We start from the raw sequence: 26,170 nt of genomic DNA, 5'->3' as shown, positions 1-26,170 counted from the left end.
GGCGTTCTGCTGTGCAGTGCCGCAGGAACCAGGACGACCACCTCCGCCTTCCGCATGGTGCGGGAGGCGTTCGTGACTGGAAGGCATGAGACATGACTACGGGAACTGTGAAGTGGTTCAACGCGGAGAAAGGTTTCGGATTCATCGCCCAGGCTGGTGGCGGCCCGGACGTCTTCGCCCACTACTCGGCGATCAACTCCACGGGCTTCCGTGAGCTCCAGGAGGGCCAGACCGTGACGTTCGATGTCACCCAGGGCCAGAAGGGCCCCCAGGCCGAGAACATCAACCTGGCCTGAGAATCCCCACCCGAGCCCATCATCGCCGAGTCGATGCCGCTCTTGCCGGCATTCGCTGTCAGCCCTTGCCAGGGATGTCGTGCGCGTCCTCGCGTTCTTGCGAGGCTCGGGTGGGGGCTACCTTGCGGAATGTGCGCCGGGGAAGCCGTTCCGCAAGACAGCCTGTGGCCCCACGCGGAGGTGTCTGGGAGTGTCAGCCACCAGCAAGGGCCGTTGCCCAGGCCGCAGCGATGATCGCACCGGCGGCCACCGCCAATATCGGGACCCGCACGGTCCATCGCACGCGCGCCACGGCGGAAAGCCGCGGACACAAGCTGCCTTCGCCTGCGGAGAGTTCTGTCCCCGCCCCAGGCGCATCAAGTGTCCGCACTGGCCGACGCTGCTGATCGGCTCGAGCAGGGGAGTCGGCCATCATCCAGTCTGCGCGCGACCGGACCGGACCGCAGCGCCGCCTCACCCTCTGCGCCTGCCGAAAATCTCGCCCATGCTGGTCAAGCGTGCGGCCCTGCGGGCACTCCTGCCGCCTGACATCCCGAGTACGGTAGCGGCGGCCAGCCACACCGCATCGGTCCGACCGCCCAGCGCCGTACCGGGAGCCCCAGCAGGCGCGCAGCGCCGCGACACTGGCTCGCGTACTGCAGGCGGCCGACACGCGGCATCGGCTCCGTGGCGATCGTCGTGGCGATGCAACGCCTTCCTGCGGGAGTGCGTGCGCACCTCCGACGGTGCCTTCAACGCGGGTACGACGGTGCTCAAGGCACGTGGCCTGACCTCGGGCGAGTTCCTTGACTGGATGGACGGGGCCTTCGCGGGCGACGACGAGCGCCCGCTTCTCGCGGCGCACCCCGAGCACTACGTGATGGGCACCGATGCCATCGGAGCGCGCGTGGTGGAGAACATCGGCCCCCACGTCTGCTCCTTCTACATGGGCGGCTGGGGAACGGACGCGATGGCCTGGGCCGAGGACGCGGACGAACCCCTCCCGGAGTCGGAGTTTCCGCGCAAGATGTCCTCGAACCTCTTCCTGGAGGACGGCACCGTCGTCGGGCGGGCGCTGATCCAGTTCGGCGACACCGCTGACGGGTTCACCGCAAATCTGACGGTCTACTTCCCCACGTCCTGCCCGAAGGACGTCCTGGATCACCACCTGCGGCACTACGCCGTCGAGTTCAGGAACTGGATCGTCGCCGCGGCGGCGGCCCGCGCCTGACCGATGCGGGTGGCGCTCACCGCCGGTTGACGTCGTCGGCCGGATGTCGGGCGGCTCCGGCCTCTATGAAGTCGCAGCCGTCCGACACGTACGGGGACGGTCCGGTCCCTTCATTTACAGGTACGAGGTACCCCGCACCGGGACTACCCACACCGGCCACGTCCACCCTCGCCGCGGCCTCGGGCATACGCGGATGTGTCCTTGCGCTGGGCGTCGACGCCCGCGCTGGCCAGGCCCGCGACGACCGCGGCCTCCATGACCTCCGTCGACCGGTGTCGGCCTGTCTGGAGCGCCCCCTACGAGAGCGTGACTGCCACGAGTGGCGCGTAAGGGTGGCTGAGAACTCGCAGTCGACGTGAATGTGTGCCGGGGAGCTGGGTGGTGCTGGCGGCCATCGCATTGCCGGAGAGGTGGTTGAAGTCTTCGGTGTGCGCGTACGGTCGGGACCAGGCCGCCGTTGCGGTTCTTGGTCAGTTGGTACACCTGCTTGCCGTCCCGGTCAGCAGCTGTGGCAGGGCCTCGGGCTGGAACGCCGAGGCTTCGATAGGGGTTGTCTGTCACGGGGAGACCGATGCTGACCAGCAGGGTCAGGGTCTTCTGGTCCTCGGGGATCTGCCATCCCGCGACGGCTTCGGGGGCTACCCGCGTGACGTACTCGGGTCCCGCCCATTCTCTGTGGCAACTACGCGAGGACCGCATCCTCGACGAAACCCGCCTCTCGGCGGACTCTCTCCGCCTGATGCGGCAGTTCGGTATCAGTACCGGCGCCGCGATGCGCCTACATCGCTACCGCTCATCCAGAAGAGTGTGTCCGGCCACTTCGTCGAGCGCCCCTTTCGAGGGCTCGGCCCACACGCTGAGCCGCCGTACCGTCCGCCGTTGCGACTCAATCGCCGTTTCGGTTGATCTCGATCCGCCGAAGCGACGGCATCAGTAACGGCACCGGCATCGCCACCGCTGCCACCCCGCCGCCGGTGACGGCGACCGCGGCCGTCCCGAACACCGCGGCGAGGAAGGGCGTGGACAGTTGGCCAATGGGGATGGGCACGAAGGACCAGAACTCGTCGTGGGCGCCGACCCGGGAGAGCAGCCGCTCCGGGACGTGGGTGTTATTCGCGGTCTCCCACACGACGGTGAAGAACTCGGAGGGCACTCCCGCCGCGAATGCTGCGCCAGCCAACCAGAATGTGTCTCACGCCAGCGCCCAGCAGGATCAACGGAACGGCGCCCAGCGTCATCGAGGACAGCGCCGGCACCATCGGCCGCCGCACCGTCAGCTTCACCATCACCACACTGGCAAGCAAGGCCCCGACACCGCGGGCGCTCAGCACCAGGCCCCATCCCTCAGCGCCGATCGTGTCGTTCCCGATCACCGGACCCAGGATCTGCCAGACACCCATGTTGACGGCGTTGAAGACGGCGAAGGCCAACGTCACTGTCCAGATCCACGGCTGCAAGCTGAAGTAGCTCCAGCCCTCTCGCAGTTCGCCGAGCATCGTCGCGTTGCCCTCGGTGCGCGGTGGCAGGTCGGGCAGCGACATCCGGGCGAAGAATGCGGCCGCCAGGACCATTCGGACTGGACCGTCCGCCTGCGAACCAAGGTCACCCGGGGAGCCGGCAGGGTGGCCGCCGCCAGCCGCTCGGGGTGACCAGCAGGAGCCCAGCCGGCTCCGGCGGTAGGCCGGATCCCGAGCGGGCCGAACTCGTCGAACGCGAACACGCGGTCTGGGAAGCGGTCCAGGACGTGCTCGATGCGGTCCAGCTTGGCGTCGAGCTCGGGGTCCGGTGACTCCTCCCGCCCAGCCTCCGCCCCCCGGCCGCCTGCACGTGCAGTCTGACGGCTGGCCCGGTGACTCCGTCGAAGACCCGGCACTGGACACAGCGACGAAGACCCTGCGGGAACGGGAACCGCCCAGCACGCAGCGCCTCATCGCCCGCGTCATGACCAACATCGTCCGTGATCAGGTGTGGCCGGGATCGACACTGCCCTTGGGTGACCCCACGCGCGCCCTGTGGATAGCCGAGCGCGCCGCGTCCGCCGTGCTGCGGCGCGCAGCGGACCAGCCGCGTGAGCGTCCTGCAGTCTCAGGTGGGAACCACGACCGGATCCTCTGGAAGCATGAGAAGCCCAGCAGGTATTACGTCAACAGCCCCCGGGGACGCTGACGTCCAGGCCCGTCCCCTGCTGATCCAGGCATTTGGTGTGAGCTCGGCAAGCTATTGGCCGCAGGCGCGAGCAACGCGGTCCGACGCGTGCGCTCGTCTGCTCCGCTCGACGTGCGCTAAGCCCGATATTGGTCAGACTTCTATTCATGGCAGAAGAACGTCGGCCGCGCGCCGGGAAGTCCTCGACGACAGCCGCTCGCCGCTCACCGCCCATGCGGGGGGCAGGCCAAGCCGCGCGGGCTGCCTGCCGGAGCCTGGAAGGGCTGATCGGCCATCCCACGGAGGGAGTATCGGCCGTGAAGCGCGTCGCTGACGGTTGGTGTGTCGTCGTGGACGTCCTTGAGCTGCCCCGGATTCCGGATACGACGAGCCTTCTCGCCTCGTACGAGGTGCAGCTCGACCAGGACGGTGAACTCATGGAGTACTGCAGGGTCCGCCGCTATCGGCGCGGATCCGCCGATGAGTGACCCTGGTTTGTCGACAATCGGAAGGACGCCCCATGCCTGCGACCACCTACTCCGATGAGGTAGTGGCGTGCCCACCGCGCGCCGGCACGTTGTACGACGTGCTCGAACTCATCCTCGATCGGGGCATGGTGATCGACGTGTTCGTCCGGGTCTCCCTGGTCGGCATCGAGATCCTCAAGATTGACGCGCGCATCGTTGTCGCGAGTGTGGACACCTACCTGCGGTTCGCCGAGGCCTGCAACCGGCTGGACCTGGAACGGGACTCGGGCAGCACCACCGTCCCTGAGCTACTAAGCGGCAGTGCTGCCAAGTCCATCGGCAAACGGAAGGTCCGCAAGGCCGCGGAGACCGTGGGTGACACCGTGCGCAAGGCAGTCGGGGGCCGCGACGACGACTCCGACGAGCAGGACGACGACGAGGAAGAGCAGCAGGAACGGCCACGGAAGCGGCGTGCTCCTGCCCGTGGCAGTTCGCGTCGACGACCGGCGGAGGCCTGAGTCGTGACAACCCACGGGGTATACGTATACGCGATCATTCGGGCGGGAAAACCGCTGCCGACGGACTCAAGCGGTGTGGGCAGCCCTGCCGCCCGTCTGCGAGTGATCCGGCAGGGCCGGGTGGCCGCTGTCGTCAGCGAGGCGCCCGCGAACCTCCGCGCTAGACGACGCGACCTTTTGGCTCATCAGGAGCTTTTGCTGCGCCTTACGGGCCAAGGCCCCGTTCTTCCCATGCGATTTGGGATGGTGGCACCGGACGAGGAGACGGTACGCGCTCAGTTGGCAGCCTGCGAGGCGGACCACGTGGCTGTACTTGAGCATCTCGCGGACGGGGTCGAGGTCAACGTCAAGGCATTCCCGGCACAGAATGCGCTGAGAAGCCTCCTTGCGGAGGACAAGAACGTCCGCCGACTGCGAGATGAGGCGCGCCAGAGGCCCGGGTACGAAGCCAACGTCCGTTTGGGCGAAGCCGTCGCGAGTGCTCTGGAAAGCAGGGCCGCCGCAGCCGGTCGGCAAGTGCTGCGCGAGCTCACGTCCAAGGCGCGTGCCGTGGCCTCGGGACCGGAGGTCCACGGATGCGTGCTCAACGTGTCGTTCCTAGTGGACCGTGGCGACAGCGACGGCTTCCGAAACACAGCAGAGCAATTCGCCGAGGCGCACCGTGAACGCGTTGAGTTGCGTCTCGCCGGCCCGCTGCCCTGCTACAGCTTTGTCTCCGCTGAAGGCGCTTCTATCCGAACCGTCGGGGTCTGACATGGGTCTGATCACCGGAATTCTCACACTCCCCATTGCACCGGTCCGCGGCGTGATCTGGGTGGCAGAAAAACTCAACGACGCAGCTGAACGAGAGCTGCACGACCCGGGAGTGCTCCGCGCCCAGCTGGCTCTGCTGAACCGCGAACTTGAAGACGGGGACATCAGCCTTGCGGAGTTCGAACGAGAAGAGGAACGACTGCTCGATCGGCTGTATGCCACACGGGTTGGTCCCGCTCCGAACGATCGAAGGTGACAGGCTCATGAACGAAAAGGAAAAGGTGGCGCTTGCCGCTGCTGTAGTGGGCGGCTACGTGCTGGGTCGAACGAAGAAGGGCCGCCTGGCTCTGTCCATTGCGACCTATCTGGCAGGCCGGAGGTTCGGCCTTGAGCCTCGCCAGCTTGCAGCCGAGGGGATGCGCAGGCTGGGTGAGATTCCCCAGTTTGCTGATCTGCAGGAGCAGCTGCGAGGGGAAGTCCTCCAAGCGGGGCGTCAGGCAGTGGCTGCCGCTGCCGACCGCGGGATGAGCACGCTTGCCGGCGCCATCAGCGATCGCACGGCCCGGCTCGGCGAGATCGCGGACGAGGAGGACGAGGGGGAGTACGCGCCGGAAGAGGAAGACGCGGAGTACGAGGAAGAGGAAGAGCCGGAGGCCGAGTACGAAGAAGACCAGGCCGAGGAAGAAGAAGAGGAAGAAGAAGAGGAAGAGCCGGAGGCCGAGTACGAGGAAGAAGAGGAGGAGGAAGAGCCTGAAGAGGAGGCGCGGCCGCAGCGGCGCCGCAGCTCGCCGCGATCGGCACGGTCCCGGAGGGCATCCGCGCCAGCCACACCTAAGAAGGCCGCCCCCGCCCGCGCAATGAAGAGTCGGGCAGCCAAAGCCGCGCCGCAGAAGGCTTCGCCGTCCAAGAAGAAGGCGGCGAAGAAGTCCGCACCCGCCAAGAAGACCGCGGCGAGGAAAACGACGTCATCGAAGCGAGCAGCATCCAAGCGCGCCGATCGTCGGAGGTAGCCAGTCATGACCAAGACGGAGAAAGACCAAACCACTGAGGAAGCTTCGGGTATGGACCAGCTCCGCGAAGAGCTGTCCAAGTTCCTCTCCGCGCAAGTGGAAAATCTCGCCGAGAAGGCGGGAGAGAAACTGACCGACGTGACCGAGAAGCTCACCGACGCGTCCGAGTCTGGTTCGCTTCCGGCGATAGGATCCCGCATCCTGCAGGGCGACTCCCCGGTGAAGGCATTCGTCTCAGAAAAAGCAAAAGGCGTCAAGGACAACGTCGTGGGGAAGGTGAAGGACGCCTTTGGCGGGGGGAAGGGGAAACGCAAGTCCAGCGGCGGCAAGGTCATGAACATCATCGAGGTTCTCGATGTAGGGGTGCCCCTGCGCGACGCTTACGACTATTGGACGCAGTACGACCAATTCAGCAGCTTCGCGAAGGGCGTTCGCGACGTTTCAAAGAGTGACGAGGTCGAGAGCGACTGGAAGGTTAAAGTCGGTCCGTCCTCGCGTAGCTTCAAAGCGACTGTTCAGGAGCAGATTCCCGACGACCGTATTGTCTGGACCTCCGAAGGAGCCAAGGGCACCACTCGCGGCGCGGTCAGCTTCCATGAACTGGCACCCACCCTGACCCGAATCGTCCTCGTCGTGGAGTACTACCCATCAGGGTTTTTCGAGAAGACCGGCAACCTATGGCGGGCCCAAGGGCGCCGTATGCGACTGGACTTCAAGAACTTCCAGCGGTACGTCAGCCTCACCAATGAAGAACCCGAAGGCTGGCGCGGTGAAATCCGTGACGGTGAAGTCGTTGTGTCGCACGAGGACGCCATGGAGGAAGAGGACGCTGAGCAGGAGGAGCCGGAGGGTGAGGAGCCCGAGGGCGACGACGAAGACGATTCCGAGGAAGGCGCCGACGCCGCATACGAGGACGAAGCCGAAGGTGCCTACGAGGACGAGGACGAGGACGAGGAGGAGGACGAGGGAGCGGAGGACGAAGAAGCCGAATACGAGGACGAAGAAGGGATGGAGGACGAGGAGGAGGACGAGTCCGCTTCCAAGAGGCGACGAGGACAGAGGCGGCGTCGTGACTGACGTCGACTTGCGGCAGACGTCCTATCCCGCCTCCGGCCCACAGACCACCAATCTCGCCGACATCCTCGAACGTGTTCTCGACAAAGGGATCGTGATCGCCGGGGATATCAAGATCGAGCTCCTCGACATCGAGCTGCTCACCATCCGGATCCGCCTGTTCGTGGCCTCCGTAGATACCGCGAAGAAGGCCGGAATCGACTGGTGGGAAACCGATCCGGCACTCAGCTCGCGCGCTTCCCGTAGCGCCCTGCAGGACGAGAATCGCGCATTGCGAGAACGTCTGGAGGCGCTCGAATCCCAAACGAAGGACGAATCGCCCAAGCAGCGACCCAAGTGACCCCGCAGCGAAATTCCCCATCCAGCAAGGACCAAGGAGAACCGAGGCACATGACGGAGCGCGGCCCTGAGCATACGGACGCCCACGCCACCTACGTGTTCGCGGTCTGCCGGAACCCGGACCCGTCGGCCTTCGGGGGGCTGCCAGGTGTCGCCGACCAGGCGCCCGTGAGCATACTGCCGCTGGAGACACTGACTGCGATCGTCCAGAAGGTCCGAGCTCGCGACTTCACCGACGAGGCCTGGCAGGCACGCCTGTCCGACCAACGGGAGCTGGAACGTTACGCACGCGCCCACCATGACGTCGTTACTGCGGCTGCCGCCTGCTGCCCTACAGTGCCCCTGCCGCTGGCCACGCTGTACCACGATGAGCAGAGGGCGAGGGACGCCCTCATCAACGAGGCGGACCGCTTTCATGCAGCACTAAGGCGCATCGCGCACCATGCCGAATGGGGCGTAAAGGTGTACGCGCCACCCTGCCCACCGGACGATTCGAGCCGTAGCGCCGCGCCGGCCGACCGGTCCCGTCCGGCACCCGGAGCCGGCCTTGCTTACCTGGACCGCAAGCGAGGTGTGCAGGAGCGTCGCGACCAGAGCCAGGACGAGGCGCTGCAGGCTGCCGAAACAGTAGATTCCGAAGTCCGTCTCCTCGCCAAGGCATCCCGTAGGTTGCGACCGCATGCCCCCCAGCTCTCCGGGGAACGGCGAATCCAGGCCCTCAACGCAACATATCTGGTAGCCGAACATCGCGCCGACGAACTCGCCCTGCTGACACAGTCGCTGCGAGAACGGGCCGGGGTGGAGATCGAGCTGTCGGGGCCGTGGGTCCCCTACTCATTTATTGGTGAGGTGTAGACCGTGACCTACGACGACGTGGTGCCTTGGGACAGCCCCGGGCCACTAAACGGCCCCATCGGGGTGCCTCTTGTCGATCTGCTGGACCGACTCCTGGCCACCGGGGTGGTCATCAGCGGCGACCTGGTCATCGCCATCGCCGACGTTCCCCTGGTGCGCCTGTCGCTTCATGCTCTGCTGTCGTCCGTCAACGAACGCGTTCCGGCACCCTGGGCGGACGGCGGCCCGTTGTGACCGGATCTCGACTTGATCTTGACTCCGACAAGGTGGGACATGACCTCGTCGCCTTCGTGCTCACGGTGGTCGAACTCCTCCGGCAGTTGATGGAGCGGCAGGCAATTCGCCGTGTCGATCAAGGCGATCTCAGCGATGCGCAGGCTGACGAGATCGGAACCACTCTGATGCTGCTCGACCAGCGGATGGCAGAACTCTGCGAGCAGCACGGAGTCCGGCCGGAGGATCTCAACCTCGACCTCGGCCCACTCGGAACCCTCCTGCCGCGGAGCTGATGCTGCAGGCCTGCAGCCCATGCCACGAGCGACTCAAGTCCGGCCATCACGTGAACCTGCACCATCGATCCCGTGGCGTAGCCCTGTGGGGCTCGTAAAGTCATCGCCGCAGGTGAAGGCCGGTGTTCAGGGTCGTTGGCGGTGGCTGGAATGCTGCCGGGATGATCGTGTCGCTGCTCTACCCGGGCCACCCGCGCGCTACTGTCCCTGCCTGCGGTGCTGCTTCGCCGAGACACTGCCAAGGATGCCGAACTTCTGGTGCTCCGGCACGAGAACGCGGTGCTGCGGCGGCAGCTCAGGGGTCCGGTCCGCTACGAGCCGACCGACCGGTTCTGACTCGCCGCGCTCTCGTCACTAATACCGCGCCGACGCTGGGCCAGCGTCTTCCCGGTCACGCCGGGGACGCTGCTGGCCTGGCACCGACGGCTGATCGCGAGGAAGTGGGACTACTCCGCCCGCCGCGGCCGCACCGGACGCCCGCCGACCGCGGCCGCGCTCAAGAAGCTGGTGCTGCGCCTGGCCGGGGAGAACCCGCGCTGGGGCCATCGCAGGATCCAGGGCGAACTGGCTCGGTTGGGACACCCGATCGCCCACTCGACGGTTTGGCAGATCCTGCACGCGGCCGGCCTCGACCCGGCCCCGCGCCGCACCGGCCCGAGCTGGCGCGAATTCCTGACCGCGCAGGCCGAGGGGATCATCGCGGCGGACTTCTTCCACCTGGACACGGTGACCGGCAGGCGGCTGTACACGCTGGCGTTCCTCGAGCACGGCACCCGCAGGCTGCACATCACCTGCGTCACCACCCACCCGACCGCGCAGTGGGCCACCCAGCAGGCCCGCAACCTCACCGACCAGCTCGGCACCCGGGCGGGGTCCCTACGCTTCGTGCTCCGCGACAGCGACACCAAGTACACCGACCTGCCCCCGGACGGGCAGCTACATCGCCGCTGCAGCGGCTCGTGCCGGTGTCACTCTTCCCTCAAGGTCAGGATGCGACGGCGTCCCATGGCGCCCAGCCAGGCCGCCGAGGGCTTGGGTGTGCGGATGAAGGTTTCGCGGTCGACTGCGATCACCCCGAAAGTGGGTGCGTAGCGACCCCACTCGTAGTTGTCCAGGGCGCTCCAGTGGAAGTAGCCGCGGACATCGATGCCGTCGTCCATGGCGCTGATGAGGGATTCCAGAGCCTCTGAGGTGTACTGGACGCGGCGGGTGTCGTCGGCGGTGGCGATGCCATTCTCTGTGACGATCAGCGGGACGCCGGGGGCCAGCGCGGCACTGTCACGCACGGCTTGGCCCAGAGCCTGAGGGTAGAACTCCCAGCCTGAGAGAGTCCTTTCGGCATCCTCGGGGACGGGCAGGGCACCATCCGGGCCGATGCGGGTGCGGGTGTAGGCCTGCACGCCGAGCCAGTCGTCGCCGCGGGCCGCCTCCAGGAAGACGTCCTCCCACTGGCGCCGGACGGGCGCGGCGGCCTCCTCCGCCCCGGGGAGGGGCTGGTATGCCTGATTGGCCACAGACCATCCTGTACGCACGTGCGGGGCGCAGGACTTGACTGTTTCGACGGCGCGCGCGTGGGCCCGTATCAACGCCTCGGACGTGGCACCGTCCGGCAGGGGCATCCCGGTCGTGGGCAGTGGCTCGCCGGAGAGGTGGGCACGTTGGACGGCGGCCATCACAGCGACCATGTTCGGCTCATTGATGGTGCACGCGTGTTCCACGCCGGTGGCGTAGACGGGCGCTGCTGCCGTGAGATAGCGGGCGAAGAGGCCGTCCGAGCCGCCGGCTGCCCAGCCGCCGCGTTCCGTGAACCACCGAGGTGCGGTGAAGTGGTGCAGCGTCACCAGGGGCCGCAGTCCTCGTTCGTGCGCGCCTTCGACCATGCGACGGTAGTGGGCGATCGCGGCCTGGGAGAATTCCCCGGGCGCGGGTTCGATGCGCGCCCACTCGACGCTGAACCGGTAGTCGGTGAAGCCCAGTTCGGACAGCAGGTCCATGTCCTCGCGCCAGCGGTGGTAGCTGTCGCAGGCGTCGCCGCTGGGCTCCTTGATGAACGGCGTCTGCATGTGCTCGAACTGCCACCAGTCGCTGTTGGTGTTTCCGCCCTCGATCTGGTGCGCGGAGGTGGAGGCGCCCCAGAGGAAGCCGTCGGGCAGGTGGCGTGCGTGTGCCATGGGTCGATTCACATTTCGTCGAGAGAGCGGGAGGGGGAGGTGGCGCGAGTGCGGGCGTGGTGGGACCTCGGGGAGTGGGTCAGCGAGGGTCGGCGAGGACGTCCCTGCGACGGGTGTCCAGCTCCTCCTGGACGCGTGCCGTGTCCACCGCGTACGGCCGGTAGAGCAGCGTGAGGAACAGGCCGTTCACCAGCATCAGTACGACGAGGACCCACAGGAACACCACGCGCAGGCCGACCGTGTCGGCGAGGAAGCCCGCGCCGAGGCTGTAGCCGGCCCAGGCGATCGCCTCGGCGATGGAGGCGTACAACGCGAAGGCCGCGCCCCGGAGTTCGGGTGGCGTGATGGCCATGACCATCGGCCGGTTGATGCTGGGGTTCATCCCCTGCGCCGTGCCGATCAGGGCGAAGAGGGCGCCGAACACGAGGATGCTGTCGTATCGGAACTGAGTGCCGAAGTAGGCGAAGACGGCGAAGACGAACTGGGCTGCCTGGAGGACCGCGACCGGTCCGGAGCGAGGGTTGCGGCGGGACACCCGGTCGACGGCGAAGCCGCCCAGGAGAGTGCCGAGGAAGTAGCCGACGCCGAACGGAAGAATGACGAGCGAGGCCCGCTGTGTACTGAAGCCGTACACGTCCACCAGGAACACCACGCCGAACGTGCCCACCAGCAGGTGTCCGGAGAGCAGACGCGAGACGAGCAGGATGACCAGGCTGCGGATCTTGAGGAGTGAGAACACCTTGTCCCAGGAGAGCTTCGAGACGGCCTCCCTGGTCGTCCGGTCGAGGTCGGCAAGCTGCTGCTCGGAGGCGCCCCGGCCCGGGTCGCGGAACCAGATCAGCAGGGCGATCCCGAGCAGGATGTTGAAACCGCCGATGCCCCACAGCCCCCAGCGCCAGCCCTCGTCCACCCCGGCGAGCTGTCCCTTGAGCGGCCCGATCACCGCGCCGGCCAGGGAGATCGCCCCGTACACGAACCCGATCGCGCGGCCTCGGGACGAGCTGCCGAAGAGGTCGCCGATGAGCTCGGTGATGATCGGGTTCGCGGCGGCGTAGCCGGCCGCCAATACGGTGTAGAGGACCAGGAGTTGGGTGAAGTTCTGCGAGAAGCCGGCTGCCACGCCCCACAGGCCCCACAGCCCGGTGGCCACGACGAGCACGCTCTTGCGTGACCAGCGTTGGGCCGCCCACACCCAGAACGGGCCGGTGAACACCCCCACGATCTTGCTGGCCGCCGTGAGGGTGCCCAGGGCGCCGAGCGAGACGCCGAGGGACTGCCTTATGAGCGGGAACAGGCTGCTGACCAGGCTGGCCTCGGTGCTGTCGACCAGCATGGTGCCGCCGAGCAGGGAGAGCTGGCGCCAGCGTCCCTTGACCTGTACGGGTGTTCCTGGAGAGCCCACGACGGATTGCGCGGGGCCCCTGCTGAGCTCGGGCATCGTGCTTTCTCGATTCTCTGCGGTCAAGCAGCGAGCAGACGGAAGCAGCCCGCCGACCGAAGAGGTCCGCGACCTTGGCGGGCGGGTGGGGCAGCGATGGGCGACGACAGGCTGCGGACATCCGTGAGAGGAGTCGGGCGAGGGCGGGCCGGGGAATGGGGGCCGGGGCGGGAGGGCCGATGGGGCAGGTGTTCCGCCGGCGGCCTGGCGTGCCAGAGCCGCATGGTTGGTGCATCAGGTGGGTCCGCTCGCCGCGTCTGACCGCGACTCGCGGTCAGAGTTTCGCGAGTTCCTCGGCGACCCGGCGCAGTGCGTCGGTGGGGATCATCGCGCCTGCCATCGCGGCGAGATCGATCAGCGGGGTCGCTCCGACCGTCTGGAGCAGTTCGGAGTCGGCGACACCGGGCAGGTGGGTGCGCAGGATTTCGATGCCGAAGGGGTCGCAGACCAGGGCCTGGACCGGCGTGCGCAGTGAGAAGCGGCCCTGCGGGTAGTCCTCGGGACGTGGCAGCGGCTCAGCCGCCAGTGCCGCCTGGGCGCGCTGCGACCTGACCAGCAGGTGGTCGTCGGTCACCGGTCCCTCTGCGGGCAGCCCGAGGCGTTCGTACTGGCTGGGCGGTGCGTCGTTGGCTCGCATCAGGTCGACCATCAGGGAGGCCATGCGCAGTTCCGCGGCGTCGTCTACGAGTGGGGTGTGTTGCTCGGGGTCGTTCTCCAGGTCGAAGAGGAGCGTGCCGTGGTGGTACGGATTGAGGAGGGATCGGCCCGGTACGCGTACGGTGCGGACGTTCTTGGTGAAGGAGAACGGGTCGGCCAGTTCCAGGTCGGCGAGCTCGGCGGGGGAGAAGCGGCCGCGCATGCGCGTGGGCATCAAGGTGTGTTCGTACAGAGGAGAGTTGGAGGGTGCCGCGGGGGCGCGCATGTACACGTAGCGGCCGTCGGTGACGTTGACGTGCCCGCCGTGGATACCGAAGAGCCCGGCCTCCCGAGCGGGTATGTCCTCAGCCATGGGGAGGGGGGAGCCCTGCATGTCGTCGGGGCGGTCGACGCCGAAGAACTCCAGGAAGGTCGGCGCCAGGTCGACGGTCTGTACGAGTGCCTCGCGGCGCGCACCGGCGGCTGCCGTGCGCGGGTCCCAGGCGAAGAGCGGCAGGTGGACGAGTTCGTTGAACCAGGGCTGGACGCTCTTGCCCCACCAACCCTTCTCCCCGAGCAGCAGTCCGTGGTCCGTGTTGACGACGAGCAGGGTGTCCTCCCACAGACCCAGTTCGTCCATGGTGTCCAGGACGCGCCCCAGCGAGTGGTCGCACATGGACAGCAACGCCGCGTATTCCAGCCGTCCGTGGTCGATCTGTTCGTCCGTCTCCACGACGCGTTTGTAGTCGGGCCAGTCGAAGTGCGGGCCTTCGTAGTCGTGCGGGTAGAGATCCTTGTATCTCTGGGGGCTGAAGAAGGGCTCGTGCGGGTCGAAGGTCTCGATCTGGACGAACCACCGGTCGGCGTCCCGGTTGGTGCGGATGAACTCGAGGCCCGCGTCGAAGGTGAGGGTCTGGGAGTGCCGGTCCTCGGTGGCCATGTGCGGCCGGTTGACCCAGTACTGCCGGTAGCCCTCGCCGAACCGCACCTTCTTGAGGTCCTCGGGTATGGGTGGCTCGGCGACCTGCCCCTTCCAGGGGTCGCCCTCCTGGCCGCGGAAGAACTCCCAGGTGTGGTAGCGGCCGTGGTAGGTGGCGCCGCCGTCCTCCCAGTAGTGCGGGTGGTCGCTGACCAAGTGGGTGTAGACGCCGTTCTGCTTGAGCAGTTCGGGCATGGAGTCATCGAACGGCTCCAGTGGGCCCCAACTGCGGTGCAGGAAGTTGTGGCGCCCGGTGTGCAGTTCCCGGCGGGCGGGCATGCAGGGCATGGAGCCGGCGTACGCGTTGTCGAACGTCACGGCCCGTGCGGCGAGCCGGGCGAAGTTCGGGGCGTGCGTCCAGTCACCACCGTACGGCGGCAGCATGTGCCGGTTGAGGCTGTCGAACATCACCATGATGGCTTTCATCCGGTGGTCTTCCCTCCTGTGAGCCGGTGCAAAGACTTCTCCAGCCAGTCGACCCAGTAGTCCATCGCTCCCGCGCCCAGCCGGTGCAGGGACTCGTGGACCTCCCGGTCGACCTCCTGGTCCAGGCCGGGCGCCGGGTCCTCGTAGAGCAGGGTTCGGTCCCGGTTGCGGTTCTTGGCGATCTGGGCCCGGCGATAGGCGAGCTCGGTCCTGAGCAGTTCGACGGCGGCCTCCCGGTCGAGTGGTGCCGTCACGCTGAAGCGGGCGGTGAAGTCGATGTCCTGGAGTCGGGTCGAGGGCTCGTACGGTGAACGAATCCACTCCCGCAGGGCGTGGTGGCCGCGCTCCGTGAGCCGGTACACCTTGGCGTCCGGGCGGCCCTCGCGTACGTCTGTCTCGTGCCGGACCCACCCATGAGTCTCCAGCTGGGCGAGTTTTCGGTAGATCTGGCTGTGGTGTGCCTTGGCCCACAGAAACTGACCCTCCGTCTCCAGCCACTTGCGCAGCTCATAGCCGTCGTAGGGGCGGCGAGCCAGCAGACCCAGCAGCACGTACTCGAACTTCATGTGCCCGACTTCCTATGTGCGTTCTCACCTATGTGTAAATTCATATACTCAAGGGATGGAGACGTCAATGGATTGCTGCACATCGACATCCCGGCTCGCCCCTGCCGGCCCGCCACCCGAGCCGGCCGCACACCAACCTGCACACCCTGAGGTGCGGCTGTCCGGAGGCGCGTTCCGGATGGGGGACGCCTTCGGTGAGGGGTATCCGGCGGACGGGGAACGACCTGTCCACGCAGTACGTGTCGCCCCGTTCGCCATCGACGTCACCACGGTCACAGTGGCGATGTTCCGCGTCTTCGTGGAGGAGAGCGGGTATGTCACCGGGGCCGAACGGGAAGGGAGCTCGGCTGTCTTCCACCTGGCGGTGGCCGCGAGCCGGGGGGACGTCGCGGTGGCCGATCCTGCCGTCCCGTGGTGGCTCGACGTCCGGGGCGCCGACTGGCGGCATCCGCACGGCCCCCTGTCCGATGCGGAGGACGACCACCCCGTGGTGCACGTCACCTGGGACGACGCCGCGGCCTACTGCACGTGGGTGGGACGGCGCCTGCCGACGGAGGCCGAGTGGGAGTACGCGGCCCGCGGGGGCGTCGAAGGCAGGCGGTTCCCCTGGGGTGACGAACTGCTGCCGGACGGCGAGTGGCGTTGCAACATCTGGCAAGGCCGCTTCCCGTACGTGAACACCGGCGCCGACGGCTGGCTCGCCACCGCGCCCGTACGCACCTACCCGCCCAACGGATTCGGCCTGCACGAGGTCGCCGGGAACGTCTGGGAGTGGTGCGCCGACTGGTTCGACCCGCACTACTACGCGCAGGCACCCGAGGCCGACCCCCGCGGGCCGCGGAGCGGGAACCGCAGGGTGATGCGGGGCGGCTCCTACCTATGCCACCACTCCTACTGCCACCGCTATCGCGTGGCCGCCCGGTCGGCCAACACGCCGGCTTCCAGCAGCGGGAACTGTGGATTCAGAACGGCCTCGGCCAGATGAAGCGGACACTCAGCCGGTGAGCGTCCGCCAGATGCGGCGGACGTGGCCGGCCATGTCGACCGCAGGGTCGCTCAGCCACTGGAGCATGATGCCGTCGGACGAGGCGATGAGTGCGGAGGCGGTGAAGTCCGGATCGACAGCGGCGCCGACGCGGCCTTCGTCCGCCTCGGCGGCCAGGTGCTCGGCGATGGCCGTTCGCAGCAGGTGGAAGCGTTCCTCGAAGTAGGCGTGCGCCGGGTGAGCCGCGTCCGTGGCGGCGGCCGCCAGAGTGACGTACAGCCGGGCGCGGGCCGCGTTGGCCGCGGTCGCCGTCAGCGCCTGGGCCAGGAATTCGCCCGGGTTCTGAACGGTGTCAGGTGAGTAGAAGCGGATCTTCGCCGCTCGGTCGCTGGCGCGCAGGACCTCCGTGAGCAGGTGGTCCTTGGAGTCGAAGTAGTGCATCAGACCCGTGAGGCTGATGCCGCTCTCCGCGGCAACCGCCCGTAGTGTCGTGTTCCGCTCGCCCTCCCTACCGAAGATCTCCAGCGTGACCCGGAGGATCTCCTCGCGCTTGGCCGCGCCCTTGGCGTACGAGTTCTTCGCTGTCACCGGGCCAGCCTATGGGTCGTGCTTGATCGGAGAGGGCCGCCCCTTGCCAGCAAAAACAGTACGACGTACTGTTTCTCGGCATCGGACCACTCGCGGTCAACGGAACCCGAGTGGTCGGCCCCCGGAAGGCCACGTCCGGGCAAGACCCGTCGAGCGACCCGGCACCCTGCCGGGACGGTCCCCCAGCACTTGACCGCCGGTTCGGGCATCCGGGGGGAGAGAGAACTCCGTTGGTGAGCGTCGTGGGCGCCGCCTTCTCTTCCCCGTAGCCGCCTGCTCGGATGTCCCTCTTCCGCGACCAGAGCGCCATCAGCATCGCAACCGCCCTGCCGCAAGCACGTACACCGGCCCTCCCGGTGGCCGGGACGACGGACTGGGCGGCCACCGGGCACGCCTGCACATCACGTCCCCGGCTCTTCCAGCGGGGTCCCTCACCGCACCACCAAGGAGCTCAAAGTGACCGACGCGCCGAAGCCGATCTCCGCCACTCCTGGAGCCGCCCAGGAAGCGACGGCCCGGCTGACCCTTGACGAGAAGGCCGCCCTGACAACCGGCGCGAGCTGGTGGGCCACCGGAGCCTTCCCGCATGCCGGAATCCCGGAGATGCGCCTCTCGGACGGGCCGCACGGACTGCGCCTGCAGGATGACGAGCGGGCCGACCACCTCGGCATCAACGGCAGCGCCCCCGCAACCTGCTTCCCGCCCGCGGTCACGCTGGCGAGCAGCTGGGACGCCGACCTGGCCGAGCGCGTGGGTCGCGCACTCGGCCGCGAGTGCCTCGCACACGGCGTGCACGTCCTGCTCGGCCCGGGAATCAACATCAAGCGCAGCCCCCTGTGTGGCCGCAACTTCGAGTACTTCTCCGAAGACCCGTTCCTCAGCGGCGTACTGGGCACCGCCTGGGTCAAGGGCCTTCAGGCCCAAGGCGTCGGCGCCTCCCTCAAGCACTTCGCCGCCAACAACCAGGAGAACGGCCGCATGTCGGTCAGCTCCGACATCGACCCCCGCGCCCTGCGCGAGATCTACCTGCCCGCCTTCCACCGTGTGGTCACCGAGGCCCGACCCTGGACGGTGATGTGCGCCTACAACCGCCTCAACGGCGTCCACTCCTCGGAGAATCACTGGCTCCTCACCGACCTGCTGCGCGACGAATGGGGATACGAAGGCGTCGTCGTCTCGGACTGGGGCGCCGTCCTCGACCGGGCCCGCTCCCTCGCTGCCGGCCTCGACCTGGAAATGCCCTCCTCCTCCGGCCTGGGCCCCGCCCGGCTGGTCGATGCGGTCAACTCCGGTGAACTCGACGAGAAGACCCTGGACGTGAGCGCCGCCCGCGTCGCCGAACTGGCTCTGAAGACGATGGCCCACGCCGATCCCGATGCCGACTACGACCGGGACGCCCACCACGCCCTGGCCCGCGAGGCAGCCACCCGCGGAGCCGTACTGCTGAAGAACGACAACGAATTGCTGCCGCTGGACCCGAGGGCGGACACCCGTATCGCGGTGCTCGGTGAGTTCGCCCGCACACCCCGCTACCAGGGTGCGGGCAGCTCGAAGGTCACCCCCACCCAGCTGGATGACGCACTCACCGCGCTGGCCCTCGCCGCACCCTCCGCCCGAATCGACTTCGCTCCCGGGTTCCCCGTCGACGACCCGGAGGGCGACCTGGCAGCACTGCGGGAGGAAGCCGTGCGCACCGCGCGGGCAGCGGACGTGGTCCTCCTCTTCCTCGGACTCCCGCCGAGCTTCGAATCCGAGGGCTACGACCGTGATCACCTCGAACTCCCAGCTGAACAGACCGAGTTGCTGGCCGCGGTGACAGAGGCCAACCCGAACACGGTCGTGATCCTCGCCAACGGCGGTGTCGTCCGCCTCGCCGACTGGATCGACCGCGTGCCCGCCGTCCTGGAGGGCTGGCTCCTCGGCCAGGCCGGCGGCACCGCCACCGCCGACCTCCTCTTCGGAACGGCCAACCCATCAGGACGCCTGGCCGAAACCATCCCGCTGCGCCTCGCCGACACCCCCGCCTTCGCCGACTGGCCGGGAGAGAGGGGTCACGCGCGATATGGCGAGGGAATCTTCGTCGGATACCGCCACTACGACACACGCGACCTGGAGGTTTCCTACCCCTTCGGCCACGGGCTTTCGTACACCACCTTCGAGTACACCAACCTGCGAGTGACCCAAGGCGACGCCGGTCTCGACGTCACCGTGTCGATCACCAACACGGGCCCGCGCGCGGGACACGAGGTCGTGCAGGCCTACACCCGTGCTCCCGGCTCACAAATGCGTCGACCTGTAAGGGAGTTGCGGGCGTTCGCCGCCGTACCCCTCGCTCCGGCCGAGACCCGCGACGTCACCCTCCACATCGCCCGCGCGGACCTCGCCCACTTCGACATCGGCGCCGACGCCTGGCTCGTCGAAGGGCTCGACTACGGCATCGAAGTCGGCGCCTCCAGCCGGGACATCCGTGTCACCACGTCCGTCACGATCGATGGGGACAGGCCCGCCGACGCCCTGAGCGCCGACTCGACCATCGGCGAGTGGCGCGCGCACCCCGTCGGCGGGCCCGCCGTCGAGCGTCTTCTGGACCGCGTGCGGAAGGCCATGGGCGACGCGTACCCGCAGGAGGGCAGTCCCCGGTACCGGATGATCACCGGCATGAGGCTCAGCCAGCTCGCCAAACTGCCGATCGTGCCGTTGGGCTTTGACGACATCGAAGCTCTCCTCGCGGTCGTTCGGCACGAGCCCGTGAGGTCCTTGCGCGACGCCTGACGAGTACGGAGCGGGGGCCGCGAGCCGATCTCCCGCGGTAAGCAATCGCCGCGACAGCCGCGGTGCGAAGGGCGGTGCCGTCGGGGGACCACCCCACCGGTGCTCGTCGACGAGGGGGTCCCGGCCGGAGTCACGTGCGTTCCATCGTGTCCGAGGCCGGGGACCGCCGACAGAGAGGGGCCCGTGATCGACGCTCCGGCCGGTACCTCTCTGACCACGTGCCAGCGGTCACCGCGCCGCGCTTTCGTCAGCCCAGTCTCCTCCTCGAGCGGGGCCCTTGGCGTGCTCCGACGGGACCGGCACCGTCTCGACCGTGACGCTCATTTGACGCTCCGGGGCCCGAGATGGCGTCAAGTCGGCCGAGAACCGACCCTGACCTGCACCTTCTGCAGCACCGCTCCCTGCGACATCCTTTCGATGACGCAGCGCGTGGTCTCGCCCGGCAAGCCCTGCGACCTCCTCGGTGCGGACCCGCCGCCCGGTAGTGCCGGCCGCCGCGAGTGGGTCGCCCTCGGGCAGCAGTGTGGACAGGGATGCCGCGGGGCCGGGGAGCCTGACCCACTCGTCGCCGCGGGCATAGGCGGCAGCCTGCTCCAACTCCCGCAACGGCACGGAGAGAACCTGAGCAAGCCACGGAAGCCATACCTCGGGGACTCGGCTGCCGCGCTCCCACCGCGACACTTCATCGGGTTCCTCCGTGGATACCCCTGCCTTCAGGCAGGGGAGGAAACGGACTCCTGCGGAGCAGGGCAAGGTGCGGTCATTCGCCCCCCAGGGCGAAAGACCGTGCTCTGACCCGCAGGTTTGGACTTGTGCGGCGGTCACACTAGTTTGTGAGCGTGGCCACGACGTGTGTGAAGCGGGCGTTCAAGTACCGCTTCTATCCGACCGATGCGCAGGCGGCCGAGCTATCGCGCACGTTCGGGTGCGTGCGCAAGGTCTACAACCTTGCGCTTGCCGCCCGCACGGATGCGTGGGCGCGGCAGGAGCGGGTCAACTACAACGCCACCTCGGCCATGTTGACCGCATGGAAGAAGACCGCGGAACTGGCGTTCCTCAACGACGTGTCGTCGGTGCCGCTCCAGCAGTGTCTGCGGCACTTACAGACGGCGTTCAGTAACTTCTTCGCCAAGCGGGCCAAGTACCCGCGCTTCAAGTCGAAGAAGAAGTCCCGCAAGTCCGCCGAGTACACCAGCAGCGGTTTCCGCTTCCGTGACGGTGGCCTGACTCTGGCGAAGATGAACGAACCGCTGGACATGGCTTTGCCCGGCTCCTCGACGCCGGGACGAAGCCCCTTGCGTTCGTGCCGGGGATTGGCGATCTTCTCCCCGGTGGACAGGGTCAGCAGGTGATCCAGACCGACGTCGATTCCCCGACTATCCAGCCGTCCATGTCGGTTCCTTCGCGTGCTCTCCAGCGGCCTGGCTGATCGTCTCGGCGACCCCCGCGTATGGAGACGGCTCAGGTGCGGTTCAGAGCCATGAACACATACTCAAGCTGTCCGGGCGGGGCGGCAATGAGCACGTCACCCTCTGATGAGGTGCACTCAATGACCATGCACCGGACCGGGTAACTGACCTTCTGGCCATCCCCCGTGGACGATTCCCGCACCCCTGCCGCCTGCAGATCGGCAGCTAGCGCTCGCGTCTCTCCCCGTCCGGGCTCCCAGGCCCACGATCCCGAGTCGATCACGAAATGTCCGTTTGTCCATCGGGTCATCCGTGAACTCTTCACGTAGCACCCGATCTTGATCCGCCGCCCGTCGACGAGGCTCCTTGCGAGCCGTCGCTGGCCCCAGTGGAAGAGTCGAGCGGCCAGGATTACGCCAAGCGAAACCCCCGCTATGAGCAACTTCAGCGTATCCATGCGCGCATTCAAGCAGACAACCTTGGTTTTCAGGTCGTCCGCACAGCGATTACCGCAGCCGTGACCTGCAGATACAGACGTGATGATCTTGTGGCGGCTGGTGTGATCACGGCATCGGAGCCGCCTGGACGTCGCCGTTCATCGGCCTGACTCCACGCCGCCTCATGGGCCAGTTCCACGTGATCGCTCTGGATATACCTCCGGAGGTCGACCTCGCGAGGGTCCAACGGCTCCTGGAACATGGCGAGTCCAGGGGGTGGTGGGAGTTCGAGGGGGATGCGTATCCCGCGCGTGGAGGGCAACTCGGGAGTCGGACTGACATCCGCAGCTGACATCAACGACGGCGGACAGCGGTGGAAGCGGACGTACCGGGACCCAATCACCTGCCAGGCCCGAGGTCGCTCTCCGCAGGCCGAGATCACCCCCGCGATAGAACTCCTTAAAGCGGGTGTCGCAGGATCGAATCCTGCCGGGGCGCCAGGCCAAAGGCCCACCATCCATCGATTTCTTAAGAGCGTCGCCTTCCGGGGGCATCGTCCTGGCCTCCGAGTCGGGCTGAACGCGTGACGTGGGTAACGCGGAGGGGGGTCGGGCCTGTGAAGCACCCCATAGGAGCCAGATCACATACTAGCGGCGGTAGTAGCCGGTGGAGCCGCCCGGCGGTGCATAGAAGGCACCACATCAGGTCATTTCGGACATTTCTCCGTAGTGGGGTAGTACGTCACATCCTTGCGCCCCCTCTCGGCCATCGCTAACTATGGCTGTCGTCCCGGAGAGCGGGTCGGAGCACGAGCGAAGCGGCTCGCTCCGGACCCCGGGTCAGGACGCGGATCCCGACTCCGCTCCAGGCGCCACCACACCGGCCGGCGCCGCCCGATGTCCCCGAACATGAAGAGGTACTCCCGTATGACCTTCTCCGCCCCGATCGCCGCTGCCGCCCGCCCCACCACCCGCTTCAAGCGCGCCACCGTCACGGTCCTGGCCGCTGCCGGTCTCGCGGGCGCGGCGCTGACGTTCGCCCCGTCTCCCGCGCAGGCCGCCGAGCCCGCCGCGGCGCCGAAGGCCGCTTCCTCGGTGTCGGCCCAGAAGGGCACCGGCGGAGGCAATGTCGACGCGTGGATCAACGAGGCCCTGTCGATCATGAAGGCGAAGGGCATCCCCGGTTCCTATGAGGGTCTGCACCGCAACATCATGCGTGAGTCCTCCGGCAACCCGAACGCCGTGAACGGCTACGACGTGAACGCGGTCAAGGGCACCCCGTCCAAGGGCCTGCTGCAGGTCATCCAGCCGACCTTCGATGCCTACCACGTCGCCGGCACCTCCAAGAGCCTGACGGACCCGGTCGCCAACATCACCGCGGCCGCCAACTACGCCGCCGACCGCTACGGCTCCATCGACAACGTCAACTCCGCGTACTGAGCCGTCGCAACCGCACGCCGTAACTGACCCACGGCACATCTCCACCACGGCACATCTCCACCCTCGATATGGAGGGCAGGGGAAGATCGGGTCTCCTAGGGCGTGTTTCAGATGTGCTGGTCACAGCCACTCGTTGATGGCCGCGATGGTCAGGGTCGCTTCGTAGCGAACGGCGAGTTTGTCGTATCTCGTCGCGACCGCGCGGTGGCGTTTCAACCGACCGATCCCGCACTCGACCGCGTGCCGCTCGCGGTAGTCGGCCTTGTCAAACTTCGGCGGCCGACCGCCGTGGATCCCGCGTTTGAGGCGGTTGGCGATCTGGTCACGTTTCTCCGGGATCGTGCAGCCGATCCCGCGTCGTCGCAGGTAGGCCCGGTTCGCCCGCGAGCCATACGCCTTATCGGCGCGGACCTTGTCCGGGCGGTTACGAGGCCGCCCGGGCCCGAGCCGGGGGACCCGGATCTGCTTCAACACCGCCTGGAACTGCGGGGAATCGCCCCGCTGCCCGGCCGTGATGATCAGCGACAGAGGTTTCTGCCCCTGCTCGACTGCGAGGTGGACCTTGGTGGTCAGGCCGCCGCGCGACCGGCCGAGCCCGTGGTCTTCGGGCTCGATTCCGACGCCGCCCGGGGGCTCCTTTTGCAGACCCCTTTTTCCGCGCGCCCGCAGCGTGCTGGTGGGCACGGGCGATCGTGGAGTCGACCGACACATCCCAGGCGATCAGCCCGTCGGCGTCCGCCCGGGCCTGGAGCTGCTCCAGGATGTGCTTCCAGGTTCCGTCGCGCTGCCAGCGCCGGAACAGCCCGTATACGGTCTGCCAAGACCCGTACCGTTCCGGAACATCGCGCCACGGCGTACCGGCCCGGGTCCGCCACCGTATGCCGTCGATCAACTGCCGTTTGGGATGCACCGGCGGCCGCCCCGGCTTCACGCCCACCGGCAACAACGGCTCCAGCCGAGCCCACTGTGCATCCGTCATGTCTCCACGTGCCACAGAACAAGATCATCTCACCTCAAGATCCACATCTGAAACACGCCCTAGGCCGTCTCGTTTGGATCACCGAATCCTTGGTGTGTGCTCATGGGTTGGGCACCTTCGGCGGCTTCTGTAGCCTGGCGTGGATCGTGTGCCAGGGGGAGCTGAGCTGACCGTGGAAAACTTCCTGTCCGTTGCCATGGGTGCCGGGATCGGTCTTATAGGGGTGGTGTTCGGTTCTTGGTTCGCCGCGCGCGGACAGGACCGTATGTGACTTCGCGAGCAGAAACTCAAAGCTGGGGCCGGCTTCAACACTGCCGTGGTTCTGCTGATCGACTACCTCCGGGAAACACAGCTGAGTGACGACGGTGCTGGGGGCAACGAGCTGGCGGACCGGATGCAAGAAGCCCGGTCAGCCCTCTACCTGCTGTGCGCCGACGACACCGTCGAACTCGCCGACGCTCTTGCTCGTCGGGTCTGGAAGTCCCGGCCCAGCGAGGGCAGGGACGATCGCAGGGCCGAGCACCAGCAGACGTTGGACCTCCTTCACCGCTTCACGCATCAGCTCCGGCGAGAGATCGCCGCGACATAGTCTCAGTCGAATCAGCGGTCGTGTGGGTGCCGGAAGGTAGGGCCGTGCAAGTCATGCGGCGTGCCGGTACTTGTGGAGGACGCCGCCGAGGCGGTCGTGTCGGCGTATGCGGAGGCTGGCGATTCGCTCGGGTTCGAGCGGTTGGGGGAGGGGTTGGAGCGGAGTGGAGCTCGTAGGCGCGTAGGGCGTGGCGTAGGTGCTGCTCGTTCCAGGATGAGGGTGCGGTCGAGGAGTTCGCGGCGGAGGGTGCGCACCCAGCGTTCCGTGATCGAGTTCATGCGGGGCATGCGTACGCCGGGGAGGACGGTGCGGATGCCGGCGTCGGCGAGGATCTCGTCGATGAGGGTGGGGTACTTCGTATCGCGGTCGCGGATGAGGAACTTCCCGCGGATGCCTACGTCCTGGACATTCATCACGAGGTTCTTGATCGTCTGGGTGACCCAGTCGGCTGTGGGGTGCGCCGTGGTGCCGAGGATCTGGATCCGGCGTGTGGTGTGTTCGATGGCGGCGAGGATGTACTGCCGCTGGCCGGTCAGGGTGATGGTCTCGATGAAGTCCATGGCGAGGAGTGCGCCGGCCTGGGAGCGGAGGAAGGCGGATCAGGTGACGGTGGTCCGCTGCGGTCAGCACCGCACGGGGCAGCGGGGCCAGGAGCGTGGCGAGGACGACCCGGTCTGCGGGGCTGAACTTCACTTTCGACGAGCAGAGTTGGCGCTCGAGAACAGCGAGCTGGTGGCGTAGGGCGAGGATTTCGGCGACCTTGTCGTGGTCACTCGTGCGCAGCAGGCGCAGGGCGGCGAAGAGGTGAGCAGCGGTCAGGTGGGTGCGACGGAGCAGCACGAGTGACCATGCTGCCGCGCGGTGTGATCGACGCCATGGCTGCGGTGACCTGTGCGGACGTAATTGTCGGCACATACACCGTCCTCGGCGGACTCATCAACGAGTACGAAAGGGCAGCGTAGATCTGCAGGTCAGCGCGACGCCCCTGTTCTGGAACCCCACAGGTTCTGAATCGGTCAATTAGGGCGTGGGGGGCGTCACAGACGCCAGGTAGGTCGTGGGCTTGCTCGTATCGTTGGTGTAGCGGTGCGGCAGCGCGGCATCGAAGGTCAGGGCCTCCCCGGCGTGCACCTCGTGACGCTGGTCGGCGAGGTGGACGGTGAGCGTGCCGCTGATGACGTAGGCGCACTCGACCGCGGTGTGGCCCCATGGCTCGTCGCCGGAGGCCTGGCCCGGTTCGAGGGTGCCGAGGAGCACTTCGAGCTGGCCGTTGCTCGGAGTCAGGCGTTCGTACTGCACCAGGCCTTTGGGCATGAGCAGGCGGGATCGCTCGTGAGGGCGGCTGTGATGGGCCGTGAGCGGGACGTTCCCGTGGAAGAGCGAGGCGGTCGATGGGCCGAACACCGTGCTCAGGGCGCGGAGGGTTTTCAGGCTTGGTTCCCGGACTCCCCGCTCGACCTGGCTGAGCAGGGTCGCGGACAGGCCGGTCTGGGCCGCGAGGTCGCGCAGGCTGAGTCCTGCTTCCGTCCGCAGGGTGTGTAGCTGGTCTCCCATCACGGGGTTCAGCCTAGCCCAGGCTT

The 26,170-nt window shown here is 67.4% G+C and carries 26 protein-coding genes and 4 pseudogenes; 18 read left to right on the top strand and 12 right to left on the bottom strand.

Translation table 11 applies throughout. The annotated features are described in order from the left end of the window. The first annotated feature begins 92 nt into the window (after nt 1-92). Together OG758_RS11375 and OG758_RS11370 are read left to right on the top strand one after the other, a co-directional pair. A complete protein-coding gene (locus tag OG758_RS11375; protein WP_326709878.1) occupies nt 93-296 on the top strand; it encodes a cold-shock protein in 204 nt (67 codons plus the stop codon). Nucleotides 297-1,005: 709 nt separating this feature from the next. Then, complete coding sequence (locus OG758_RS11370) at nt 1,006-1,506, top strand: hypothetical protein (protein ID WP_326709877.1); 501 nt, start codon at nt 1,006-1,008, stop codon at nt 1,504-1,506. Between the two features lie 886 nt (nt 1,507-2,392). Here OG758_RS11370 and OG758_RS11365 read toward each other — a convergent pair. From OG758_RS11365 to OG758_RS11355, 3 genes and pseudogenes are all read right to left on the bottom strand, one after another. Then, nucleotides 2,393-2,635 carry a hypothetical protein gene (locus tag OG758_RS11365; protein WP_326709876.1) on the bottom strand — a complete coding sequence of 81 codons (243 nt, stop codon included), beginning with the start codon at nt 2,633-2,635 and terminating at the stop codon, nt 2,393-2,395. Next, nucleotides 2,616-3,047 carry a hypothetical protein gene (locus OG758_RS11360; RefSeq protein WP_326716297.1) on the bottom strand — a complete coding sequence of 144 codons (432 nt, stop codon included), beginning with the start codon at nt 3,045-3,047 and terminating at the stop codon, nt 2,616-2,618. Before OG758_RS11360 ends, OG758_RS11365 begins: the two co-directional genes overlap by 20 nt. An 86-nt stretch (nt 3,048-3,133) precedes the next feature. After that, nucleotides 3,134-3,301: pseudogene (locus tag OG758_RS11355) on the bottom strand (IS630 family transposase); the annotation flags it as partial. Between the two features lie 517 nt (nt 3,302-3,818). Between OG758_RS11355 and OG758_RS11350 the strand changes: the two are divergent. From OG758_RS11350 to OG758_RS11300, 11 genes and pseudogenes are all read left to right on the top strand, one after another. Beyond that, the gene (locus OG758_RS11350) at nt 3,819-4,139 is read left to right on the top strand and encodes a gas vesicle protein GvpO (RefSeq protein ID WP_326709875.1); all 321 of its coding nucleotides are present in this window, start codon (nt 3,819-3,821) and stop codon (nt 4,137-4,139) included. A 32-nt stretch (nt 4,140-4,171) separates the two neighbouring features. Continuing rightward, nucleotides 4,172-4,636: a gas vesicle protein GvpJ gene (gene gvpJ, locus OG758_RS11345; RefSeq protein WP_116501122.1), complete on the top strand. Its 465-nt coding sequence runs from the start codon at nt 4,172-4,174 to the stop codon at nt 4,634-4,636. Nucleotides 4,637-4,639: 3 nt separating this feature from the next. Then, on the top strand, nt 4,640-5,389 hold the full coding sequence (locus tag OG758_RS11340; RefSeq protein ID WP_326709874.1) for a GvpL/GvpF family gas vesicle protein: 750 nt from the start codon (nt 4,640-4,642) through the stop codon (nt 5,387-5,389). A gap of 1 nt (nt 5,390) precedes the next feature. Then, complete coding sequence (locus OG758_RS11335) at nt 5,391-5,645, top strand: gas vesicle protein GvpG (RefSeq protein WP_326709873.1); 255 nt, start codon at nt 5,391-5,393, stop codon at nt 5,643-5,645. A 7-nt stretch (nt 5,646-5,652) separates the two neighbouring features. After that, on the top strand, nt 5,653-6,399 hold the full coding sequence (locus tag OG758_RS11330; protein WP_326709872.1) for a histone protein: 747 nt from the start codon (nt 5,653-5,655) through the stop codon (nt 6,397-6,399). 6 nt (nt 6,400-6,405) lie between these two features. Further along, nucleotides 6,406-7,476, top strand: a complete 1,071-nt coding sequence (locus OG758_RS11325) for an SRPBCC family protein (RefSeq protein WP_326709871.1) — start codon at nt 6,406-6,408, stop codon at nt 7,474-7,476. Then, complete coding sequence (locus tag OG758_RS11320) at nt 7,469-7,813, top strand: gas vesicle protein (RefSeq protein ID WP_326709870.1); 345 nt, start codon at nt 7,469-7,471, stop codon at nt 7,811-7,813. Before OG758_RS11325 ends, OG758_RS11320 begins: the two co-directional genes overlap by 8 nt. A gap of 50 nt (nt 7,814-7,863) precedes the next feature. Beyond that, nucleotides 7,864-8,667, top strand: coding sequence for a GvpL/GvpF family gas vesicle protein (locus tag OG758_RS11315; protein ID WP_326709869.1), 804 nt, complete (start codon nt 7,864-7,866; stop codon nt 8,665-8,667). 3 nt (nt 8,668-8,670) lie between these two features. Continuing rightward, nucleotides 8,671-8,901 carry a gas vesicle protein gene (locus OG758_RS11310; RefSeq protein ID WP_326709868.1) on the top strand — a complete coding sequence of 77 codons (231 nt, stop codon included), beginning with the start codon at nt 8,671-8,673 and terminating at the stop codon, nt 8,899-8,901. Beyond that, nucleotides 8,898-9,176: a gas vesicle protein K gene (locus OG758_RS11305; protein WP_326709867.1), complete on the top strand. Its 279-nt coding sequence runs from the start codon at nt 8,898-8,900 to the stop codon at nt 9,174-9,176. The genes OG758_RS11310 and OG758_RS11305 overlap by 4 nt, the downstream gene beginning before the upstream one ends. Before the next feature lie 507 nt (nt 9,177-9,683). After that, nucleotides 9,684-9,764 (top strand): annotated as a pseudogene (locus OG758_RS11300) (hypothetical protein); the annotation flags it as partial. 380 nt (nt 9,765-10,144) lie between these two features. Here OG758_RS11300 and OG758_RS11295 read toward each other — a convergent pair. The 4 genes from OG758_RS11295 to OG758_RS11280 form a co-directional block, all read right to left on the bottom strand. Next, on the bottom strand, nt 10,145-11,347 hold the full coding sequence (locus OG758_RS11295) for a glycoside hydrolase family 1 protein (protein WP_326709866.1): 1,203 nt from the start codon (nt 11,345-11,347) through the stop codon (nt 10,145-10,147). 79 nt (nt 11,348-11,426) lie between these two features. Continuing rightward, on the bottom strand, nt 11,427-12,785 hold the full coding sequence (locus OG758_RS11290) for an MFS transporter (protein ID WP_326709865.1): 1,359 nt from the start codon (nt 12,783-12,785) through the stop codon (nt 11,427-11,429). 274 nt (nt 12,786-13,059) lie between these two features. Then, complete coding sequence (locus OG758_RS11285; protein WP_326709864.1) at nt 13,060-14,826, bottom strand: sulfatase; 1,767 nt, start codon at nt 14,824-14,826, stop codon at nt 13,060-13,062. Further along, the gene (locus OG758_RS11280) at nt 14,823-15,392 is read right to left on the bottom strand and encodes a helix-turn-helix transcriptional regulator (protein ID WP_326709863.1); all 570 of its coding nucleotides are present in this window, start codon (nt 15,390-15,392) and stop codon (nt 14,823-14,825) included. The genes OG758_RS11285 and OG758_RS11280 overlap by 4 nt, the downstream gene beginning before the upstream one ends. 55 nt (nt 15,393-15,447) lie before the next feature. On the opposite strand from OG758_RS11280, the gene OG758_RS11275 reads away from it, so the two are divergent. Further along, the gene (locus OG758_RS11275; protein ID WP_326709862.1) at nt 15,448-16,377 is read left to right on the top strand and encodes a formylglycine-generating enzyme family protein; all 930 of its coding nucleotides are present in this window, start codon (nt 15,448-15,450) and stop codon (nt 16,375-16,377) included. Nucleotides 16,378-16,386: 9 nt separating this feature from the next. On the opposite strand, the gene OG758_RS11270 is transcribed toward OG758_RS11275, so the two are convergent. Continuing rightward, the gene (locus OG758_RS11270; RefSeq protein ID WP_326709861.1) at nt 16,387-16,965 is read right to left on the bottom strand and encodes a TetR/AcrR family transcriptional regulator; all 579 of its coding nucleotides are present in this window, start codon (nt 16,963-16,965) and stop codon (nt 16,387-16,389) included. Nucleotides 16,966-17,421: 456 nt separating this feature from the next. Between OG758_RS11270 and OG758_RS11265 the strand changes: the two genes are divergently transcribed. After that, complete coding sequence (locus tag OG758_RS11265; protein ID WP_326709860.1) at nt 17,422-19,737, top strand: glycoside hydrolase family 3 C-terminal domain-containing protein; 2,316 nt, start codon at nt 17,422-17,424, stop codon at nt 19,735-19,737. 839 nt (nt 19,738-20,576) lie between these two features. Then, nucleotides 20,577-21,032, top strand: a pseudogene (locus tag OG758_RS11260) (RNA-guided endonuclease InsQ/TnpB family protein); the annotation flags it as partial. Nucleotides 21,033-21,198: 166 nt separating this feature from the next. Here the strand turns inward: OG758_RS11260 and OG758_RS11255 are convergent. Next, nucleotides 21,199-21,603: a hypothetical protein gene (locus OG758_RS11255; protein ID WP_326709859.1), complete on the bottom strand. Its 405-nt coding sequence runs from the start codon at nt 21,601-21,603 to the stop codon at nt 21,199-21,201. A 906-nt stretch (nt 21,604-22,509) separates the two neighbouring features. Here OG758_RS11255 and OG758_RS11250 point away from each other — a divergent pair. Then, on the top strand, nt 22,510-23,022 hold the full coding sequence (locus OG758_RS11250) for a transglycosylase SLT domain-containing protein (protein ID WP_326709858.1): 513 nt from the start codon (nt 22,510-22,512) through the stop codon (nt 23,020-23,022). 120 nt (nt 23,023-23,142) lie between these two features. On the opposite strand, the gene OG758_RS11245 is transcribed toward OG758_RS11250, so the two are convergent. Next, nucleotides 23,143-24,016 (bottom strand): IS5 family transposase gene (locus OG758_RS11245; protein ID WP_326709857.1). Its coding sequence is split into 2 segments (ribosomal slippage): nt 23,143-23,629 and nt 23,628-24,016, totalling 876 coding nucleotides; the frame shifts between segments, so codons are not numbered across the junction. 157 nt (nt 24,017-24,173) lie between these two features. On the opposite strand from OG758_RS11245, the pseudogene OG758_RS11240 reads away from it, so the two are divergent. After that, nucleotides 24,174-24,590, top strand: a pseudogene (locus OG758_RS11240) (hypothetical protein). An 11-nt stretch (nt 24,591-24,601) separates the two neighbouring features. On the opposite strand, the gene OG758_RS11235 reads toward OG758_RS11240, so the two are convergent. Both OG758_RS11235 and OG758_RS11230 read right to left on the bottom strand, forming a co-directional pair. Beyond that, on the bottom strand, nt 24,602-25,150 hold the full coding sequence (locus tag OG758_RS11235; protein ID WP_326709856.1) for a hypothetical protein: 549 nt from the start codon (nt 25,148-25,150) through the stop codon (nt 24,602-24,604). Between the two features lie 460 nt (nt 25,151-25,610). Beyond that, on the bottom strand, nt 25,611-26,144 hold the full coding sequence (locus OG758_RS11230; RefSeq protein WP_326709855.1) for a helix-turn-helix domain-containing protein: 534 nt from the start codon (nt 26,142-26,144) through the stop codon (nt 25,611-25,613). Nucleotides 26,145-26,170 lie beyond the last annotated feature (26 nt).

Source organism: Streptomyces sp. NBC_01474, from assembly GCF_035918215.1.
GTDB lineage: Bacteria > Actinomycetota > Actinomycetes > Streptomycetales > Streptomycetaceae > Streptomyces > Streptomyces aureus.
This window is presented reverse-complemented; position numbering and strand designations above follow the sequence as displayed.